The 6312-nt window shown below is 69.2% G+C and carries 8 protein-coding genes; 4 read left to right on the forward strand and 4 right to left on the reverse strand.

The window, feature by feature from the left end:
• Window positions 1–5: 5 nt before the first annotated feature.
• The gene (locus ACIQTO_RS29015) at window positions 6–1031 is read right to left on the reverse strand and encodes a chitinase (RefSeq protein ID WP_402393998.1); all 1026 of its coding nucleotides are present in this window, start codon (window positions 1029–1031) and stop codon (window positions 6–8) included.
• A 329-nt stretch (window positions 1032–1360) separates the two neighbouring features.
• Between ACIQTO_RS29015 and ACIQTO_RS29020 the strand changes: the two genes are divergently transcribed.
• The gene (locus tag ACIQTO_RS29020; protein WP_402394021.1) at window positions 1361–2746 is read left to right on the forward strand and encodes an APC family permease; all 1386 of its coding nucleotides are present in this window, start codon (window positions 1361–1363) and stop codon (window positions 2744–2746) included.
• Between the two features lie 50 nt (window positions 2747–2796).
• On the opposite strand, the gene ACIQTO_RS29025 is transcribed toward ACIQTO_RS29020, so the two are convergent.
• On the reverse strand, window positions 2797–3000 hold the full coding sequence (locus ACIQTO_RS29025) for a hypothetical protein (RefSeq protein ID WP_402394001.1): 204 nt from the start codon (window positions 2998–3000) through the stop codon (window positions 2797–2799).
• A complete protein-coding gene (locus ACIQTO_RS29030; protein ID WP_402394003.1) occupies window positions 2997–3557 on the reverse strand; it encodes an ATP-binding protein in 561 nt (186 codons plus the stop codon). The genes ACIQTO_RS29025 and ACIQTO_RS29030 overlap by 4 nt, the downstream gene beginning before the upstream one ends.
• A 278-nt stretch (window positions 3558–3835) precedes the next feature.
• On the opposite strand from ACIQTO_RS29030, the gene ACIQTO_RS29035 reads away from it, so the two are divergent.
• From ACIQTO_RS29035 to ACIQTO_RS29045, 3 genes are all read left to right on the forward strand, one after another.
• Complete coding sequence (locus ACIQTO_RS29035) at window positions 3836–4681, forward strand: helix-turn-helix domain-containing protein (protein ID WP_402394006.1); 846 nt, start codon at window positions 3836–3838, stop codon at window positions 4679–4681.
• Window positions 4682–4710: 29 nt separating this feature from the next.
• Window positions 4711–4896, forward strand: coding sequence for a DUF397 domain-containing protein (locus ACIQTO_RS29040; protein WP_402394008.1), 186 nt, complete (start codon window positions 4711–4713; stop codon window positions 4894–4896).
• 103 nt (window positions 4897–4999) lie between these two features.
• Window positions 5000–5206 (forward strand): DUF397 domain-containing protein, encoded by a 207-nt coding sequence (locus tag ACIQTO_RS29045; RefSeq protein ID WP_402394011.1) that lies wholly within the window; start codon window positions 5000–5002, stop codon window positions 5204–5206.
• Window positions 5207–5263: 57 nt separating this feature from the next.
• On the opposite strand, the gene ACIQTO_RS29050 is transcribed toward ACIQTO_RS29045, so the two are convergent.
• Window positions 5264–6073, reverse strand: coding sequence for an arylamine N-acetyltransferase (locus ACIQTO_RS29050; protein WP_402394013.1), 810 nt, complete (start codon window positions 6071–6073; stop codon window positions 5264–5266).
• Window positions 6074–6312: the final 239 nt, after the last annotated feature.

Genomic DNA, 6312 nt, shown 5'->3' on the forward strand with positions numbered 1-6312 from the left:
ACTCCTCAACCCTGGTACTGGACGACGATCTTGGTGAACTCGTACGGGGACTGCGCGACGCCGCTGCAGGCGTCGGCGTCCGTGCCGGCGCCGCAGGCGCGGTCGCGGTTGACCGACCAGAAGGCGTACCGGGCCAGGTGGTGCTGCTGCGCGTAGGCGAGGATGGTCCGGAAGTCGGCGGTGGTGACGGTCTCGCCCGCCTCGTCCGTCTTCCCGTTCATCGAGGACACACCGATGTGGCGGTAGGCGGCGTCGTCGCTGTAGCCGTAGGCGCTCTTCACCGCCGCCTTGAGGCCCTCCAGCGCGCTGACCGAGGCCTGGCCCATGGTGCCGCTGTGGCCGCCGAAGTCGAACGGCATGATCACCCAGCCGTCGTTGGCGAGGCCGGCCGCCGCTCCGCGCTTGATCAGGTCCTTGCCGGTGGCGTCCGGGCCGCTCGGGGTGGTGCCCATGGTCACGTAGGTGACGATGCCCGGGTTCTTGGTCTTGACGATCTTCAGGGCGTCGACGACGCGCTGACGGACCGTCGCGTTGGAGAACTCGGTGTCCTCGATGTCGATGTCCAGCGCCTTGAGCTGGTAGGCGTCGATGACCTTCTGGTAGGCACCGGCCAGCGCGCTCGCGCTGGAACACTTCTCGCCCAGCTTGTTGCCGCTCCAGCCGCCGACGGAGACCACGACGTCGCCGCCGGCCGCCCGGATCGACTTGATCGCGGCCTCGTCGGAGCCGCCGGTGAGCGCCCGGCTGCCGTCCCACTTCGGGGTGCAGCCGCCGTCGGAGAGGACGAACGCGAGGGTGAACCACTTCACCCCGGCCGCCTTCATCACGTCGGTGGGCTTCTGCGGGCTGCCCCAGCCCAGGTACTCGTAGGGCGCGGCGGCCATCGCCGGCACGGCCGCGGTGGCGGCGGGAGCGAGCGGAGCGGCGGGGGCGGCCGACGCGGTGGCCGCCGGGGCCAGCAGCAGGGCCGCCGAGCCGAGCGCGGCGGCCAGCAGCGGGGCGGTGCAGCGGACTCCAATGGATTTGTGCATGCCAACTCACTTTCGTCAATCCTCCGCGCGGCGGCGTCGGATCAGGGGGAGGACGGGCGAGCACTCGCGGACGGTTCGACGGCGACCGTGGCGGGCGCCACCAGGATCGGGGCACCCGGCCGCCGGGTCAATGACTTTCGTTAGGAAAGTTTCCCAATGGTCAACCGTCGCAACCCCCGTTTCACCCCGGCATCTTGACGAAGTAAGTAATGCTCCCTAACTTGAACCCCCCGGCACCCCGTCCGGCGCCCGCTCCCCCACGTCCGGAGGCCCCGGTGACCCCTGGCCTGTCCCGAAGAATCGGCCTGTTCCAGGCCACCGCCCTCAACATGAGCCAGATGTGCGGCATCGGACCGTTCGTCACCATCCCGTTGATGGTCGCCGCCTTCGGCGGCCCGCAGGCCGTCATCGGCTGGATCGCCGGCGCCGCCCTCGCCCTCGCCGACGGCCTGGTCTGGGCCGAACTCGGCGCCTCGCTACCGGGCGCCGGCGGCACCTACGTCTACCTGCGCGAGGCCTTCCAGTACCGGACCGGGCGGCTGATGCCGTTCCTCTTCGTCTGGACGGCCATGCTCTTCATCCCACTGATCATGTCCACCGGGGTGGTCGGGTTCGTCCAGTACCTCGGCTACCTCTGGCCCGGCATGACGAACGGCCAGGGCGACGCGGTCGGACTCGGGTTCTGCGCCCTGGTGGTGGTCCTGCTCTGGCGGCGGGTCGAGAACATCGCCCGGCTCACCACCGTGATGTGGGGCGTGATGATCCTCTCGGTGCTCGCCGTGATCGTCGCCTGCTACACCCACTTCAGCCCCAGCCGCGCCTTCGACTGGCCCGCGCACGCCGTCGAACTCACCCACGGCCAGTTCTGGATCGGCTTCGCCGCCGGCCTCACCATCGGCATCTACGACTACCTCGGCTACAACACCGCCGCCTACCTCGGCGCCGAGGTACGGCAACCCGGCCGGGTACTGCCGCGTGCCATCGTGCTGTCCATCGTCGGCATCATGACCATCTACCTGCTGCTCCAGATCGGCGTCCTCGGCGCGATGGACTGGCACGCGATGCTCGACCCGGATTCCGTCGCCTCCAAGTCGGTGGCCTCGGCCGTCCTGGAGAGCGCCTGGGGCAAGGGCGCCGCCGACGTCGTGACCGTGCTGATCCTGATCACCGCCTTCGCCTCGGTGCTCGCCGGCCTGCTCGGCGGCTCCCGGGTGCCGTACGACGCGGCGCGCGACGGCGTCTTCTTCCGCGCCTTCGGCAGGCTGCACCCCAGGCACGGCTTCCCCGTGTACGGGCTCGCCGCCATGGGCGCGCTCACCGCGGCCGGGTTCCTGCTCGGCCGCCACCTCGGCAACAGCACCACGCACCCGCCGCTCACCCTGCTGATCAACCTGCTCACCACGGTGATGGTGATCGTCCAGGCCCTCGCCCAGATCGTCGCGGTCACCGTGCTGCGCCGCCGCCAGCCGGGGCTGGTCCGGCCCTACAGGATGTGGCTCTACCCGGCACCCGGGATCGTCGCGGCCGTCGGCTGGCTGGTCATCTACGGCTACGCGGACCGCAACGCGCCCGGCTTCCACCCCATCGAGTGGTCGCTCGCCTGGGTCGTCGCGGGCTGCGGTGCCTTCCTGCTCTGGGCCCGGGCCGAACGCACCTGGCCGTTCGGCCCGCGCGAAGTGCGGGAGGAGTACCTGGCGGAGGAGGTCCTGGCCTGATCCGCCTTCCCCGGCGGCCCCGGAGCCCCGGCTCCGGGGCCGCCGGCGTGTCAGCGGGCCCGACGGGCAAGCTCGGCCTGGACGCGCCACCGGATACGGCGGGCCGCCTCGGGGAGATGCAGGGCCACCTCGGCGTCGAGGCGGCGCCGCTCGGCCCGCAGGAGGCGCGCGGCGGGGGCGCGCGAGCAGCGCAGGAACCACCAGGAGTAGATCCCGGCGATCCCGGCCGTGACGAGCCGGTGATCGCTCCTCATACGGCGCACCCCTCGGCGGTGGCCCGCAGGGACGCGGGAGGCGCGGCCTCGGGGCCGCACTCGGCCCAGACGATCTTTCCGATTCCCCTGCGCGGGCAGCAACCCCAGCGCAGCGAGAGGGACTTGACGAGAATCAGCCCTCTCCCGCCCTCGTCCCCGACGGAGGCCGCCCGAAGCACCGGCCCCTGGTCGGCACGGGCGTCGTGCACCTCGATCCTGAGGCGCTCGTGGTCGACGGAGAGCACCAACTCCACCCGGTTCCCGGCGGGCGTCCCGTGCAGAACGGCATGGGTGACCAGCTCCGAGACGAGCAACAGCCCGACGTCGGCGAAGCGTTCACCCCCCGAAGTACGGCGAGGAGCCCTTCGAGCACTCGCCGCGCCTCGGCCGGGGACCGACGACTGCACGGGAGCCAGCAGCCGACCGAAGCGGCGGGGAGGGGAGGCTGGTCGAGGATTTCGGGCATGGGCGTAGCCACCTTCCGAGCGTGGGGCATCGAGCCACGGAAACGGCAGGACCGAGGCAGGGGGCGCCTGGTGACGAGCCGCCGTGGTCACTCACGTGAACTGCGAGGTGAGGAAACGCGAAACGCAATGAGAGCGTGAACCGTCAGCGGAGAAGACGCTTCTGCCGGTCACTCATGTCACTGTGCGTCATCAGCCCGCTACTCCCAGCATGGAGCACCGCGCAGCGGCACTGCAAGTCATGTCGAGCAAATATGAAAACTTTCACTCCTAAGCCCAAGGTGCCGCCTCTAAGCTCGCAGTAGGCGGTGGCGAAGCACCGTCCACGGCATGCACACTGGTCCTCGGACAGGTCAGGAGGGCTTACGTACATGGCAGTTGCAGTGCCAGCCGTGCGCTACCGGCGCATCGCGGCCGAGCTCAGGAGACTTCGCGAGCTCAAGGGCCTGTCGGCCGAAGAGGTGGCCGCCCAGGTCGACGGCGTCAACCTGGTGAAGCTCAGCAGGTACGAGAACGCCCGCGTTCAGCTGAAGCCCGAAGTCGTCCGCGCGCTCCTCGATTTCTACGAGTGCGACGCGGAGTTGAAGGAAGTCCTCGTCGAGATCCTTCGGGACAAGCGCCGGCCTGGTTGGGTGGCCGGCTTCGAACAGCTGAATCCGCTCTACACGGACTTGATCCGACTCGAAGAGACCGCGCTCGGGCACAAGACCTACCAGCAGACCTACATTCCAGGGCTGCTCCAGACCCGGCTGTACGCACACACGATCATCTCCAGCGCCGTCATAAAGCCTGCAAGCATCCCGGAGCAGGTGGATGTACGGATCAACCGGCAGTCGGTCCTCACCCGATCCGATGCCCCACTGAAGCTGTGGGCGATCATCCATGAGTCAGCTTTGGCGATGGCTGCAGCTCCGGGTCTCATGACCGATCAACTCGACAAGCTGCTTCAGTTCAGCGAGCTTTCGAACGTCAACATCCAGATCATGCCCGCGATGGCTCCGCCGCACCCAGGGATGACCGGCCCCTTCGCCCTCCTGGAGTTCCGACAGCGGGACCTCGATCTTGTACTGCTGAGCGGCATGCTCAACAGCAACTGGGTCGAAGATCCAGCCCATGTGGACGTCTACCGCGCGGCCTTCGACGAGATCATGGCGACCGCCCTCGATCTCGAACAGTCACACAGCCTTATCAAAGAGAAGAGAGACCAGCTCAAGTGACCTTTCACTCCAACGCCTCAACCCTCCCCGTGAAGTGGAGGAAGGCCACCGCAAGCAATCCGAACGATGACTGCGTCGAGTGCGGCACGTTGGAAGGCGCCGTCATGGTCCGGGACAGCAAGGACCCGCACGGCCCCGCGCTCGGCTTCGGTGCCGATGCCTGGCGGGCGTTCGTCGCCGGAGTCCGTTCCGGGGACTTCTCCGACCACCGCTGATTCATCCAGTCCGGCAGCCCGCGCCGCACGGCGTGGGCTGCCGGACCCCCAGCTGCTCCTGGCCCTGCTTCAGAACTCCCGCACGAAGAGAGGAAGTGGAAGAGTGAACAGGATCAATCCGGTAGCCCCGTTCAAGAAGTCGTCCTATTCCCAACAGGGTGGCGAGTGCGTCGAGGTGGCGAGCCTGAGTGACGGCGGTCGAGCCGTCCGGGACAGCAACGACCCCTACGGCCCCGCGCTCGCCTTCAGTGCCGATGCCTGGCAGGCGTTCCTCGTCGGAGTTCGTTCCGGGGAATTCGCCGGCGGCTGACCTGCCCCGTCTCGCGGCAGCCCCGCGCCCTCGCGGCGCGGGGCTGTCGCCCTTCCCTCAGAACGCCTCCGCCACCCCCGGCGGCGGGACGATCCCGAACTCGGACTCCAGCAACTCCACCAGCTCACCCGGGCCTTCGACCTCGCGGACCGACGTGCCACCCCCGGCATCCGTCCGCGTCAGCGTCCTCCCGTCCAGCTGCAGATGACCGTCGGGCCGGGTGCGCTGGATGTAGAAGCGGTGGAACGGCGAGCGCGGGTAGGTGGCCACGAACCAGTTGGACATCGTGAGGTCGGGCGCCGGAACCGGGTCCAAGGTGAAGACGTGCTGGTCCTCCCAGCCCTCGCCCGTCCTCGCCTGCAGCACCCAGCGCGGCGCGGGGCTGTCCGCCTCCTCGACGACGAGGCGGTGGGTGCGCCCGGCGCCCTCGCGGACCAGGTCGGGGATCATCGGCAGCGGCTCCAGCAGGGCCGTGCGCGAGCCGTACCCGACATCGACCAGGAAACGACCGGGCTCGCCGGGCACCTGGACGGCCAGCACCATGTGGGTCCGCGGCCGGACCTCCCCCGGGCGGGCGCCGAGGCGGACCCGGCCGGTGAGCCGGGTGACCTCGAAGCCCAACTGGTCCAGCACGGCGGCGAACAGCGAACTGTGCTCGAAGCAGTAGCCGCCGCGGGAGCTGTCGATGAGCTTGGCCTGGAGATCCGCGAGGTCCAACGACGGCACCGAGCCGGTCACCACGTCGAGGTTCTCGAACGGGATGCCCAGCACGTGCGCGCGGTGCAGGGAGCGGAGGTTCTCGACGGTGGGCGCGGGCTCGCCCTCCCATCCGATGCGGGCGAAGTACTTCTCAAGATCAACGGTCATCCCACCACGGTACGGACCGAACGGCCGGGTCGGCCTCCTCCGCTGGTCCCGGTCGCGGTGGGCCGCGCGCCCTAGGCTCACCGACCACGATCCGGCCCGGCCAGGCCAGAGGACACCGGGCCACCGGCAGCTCCGCGGCAGGCACTAGTAGTACTTCGTTAGGTTGATTTGATCTTGGGGGTCGCGGCGGTGCATGCTGCGGTCTGTGGATCTTGCCGAGGTGGAGAAGCTTCGTGGGG

It is taken from the genome of Kitasatospora sp. NPDC091207, from assembly GCF_044768625.1.
Classification (GTDB): domain Bacteria; phylum Actinomycetota; class Actinomycetes; order Streptomycetales; family Streptomycetaceae; genus Kitasatospora.

What these genes read in the sequence shown, in the direction of transcription:
- ACIQTO_RS29015 (WP_402393998.1), bottom strand. Translation starts at nt 1,031, where the DNA reads ATGCACAAATCCATTGGAGTCCGCTGCACCGCCCCGCTGCTGGCCGCC.
- ACIQTO_RS29020 (WP_402394021.1), top strand. Translation starts at nt 1,361, where the DNA reads ATGAGCCAGATGTGCGGCATCGGACCGTTCGTCACCATCCCGTTGATG.
- ACIQTO_RS29025 (WP_402394001.1), bottom strand. Translation starts at nt 3,000, where the DNA reads ATGAGGAGCGATCACCGGCTCGTCACGGCCGGGATCGCCGGGATCTAC.
- ACIQTO_RS29035 (WP_402394006.1), top strand. Translation starts at nt 3,836, where the DNA reads ATGGCAGTTGCAGTGCCAGCCGTGCGCTACCGGCGCATCGCGGCCGAG.
- ACIQTO_RS29050 (WP_402394013.1), bottom strand. Translation starts at nt 6,073, where the DNA reads ATGACCGTTGATCTTGAGAAGTACTTCGCCCGCATCGGATGGGAGGGC.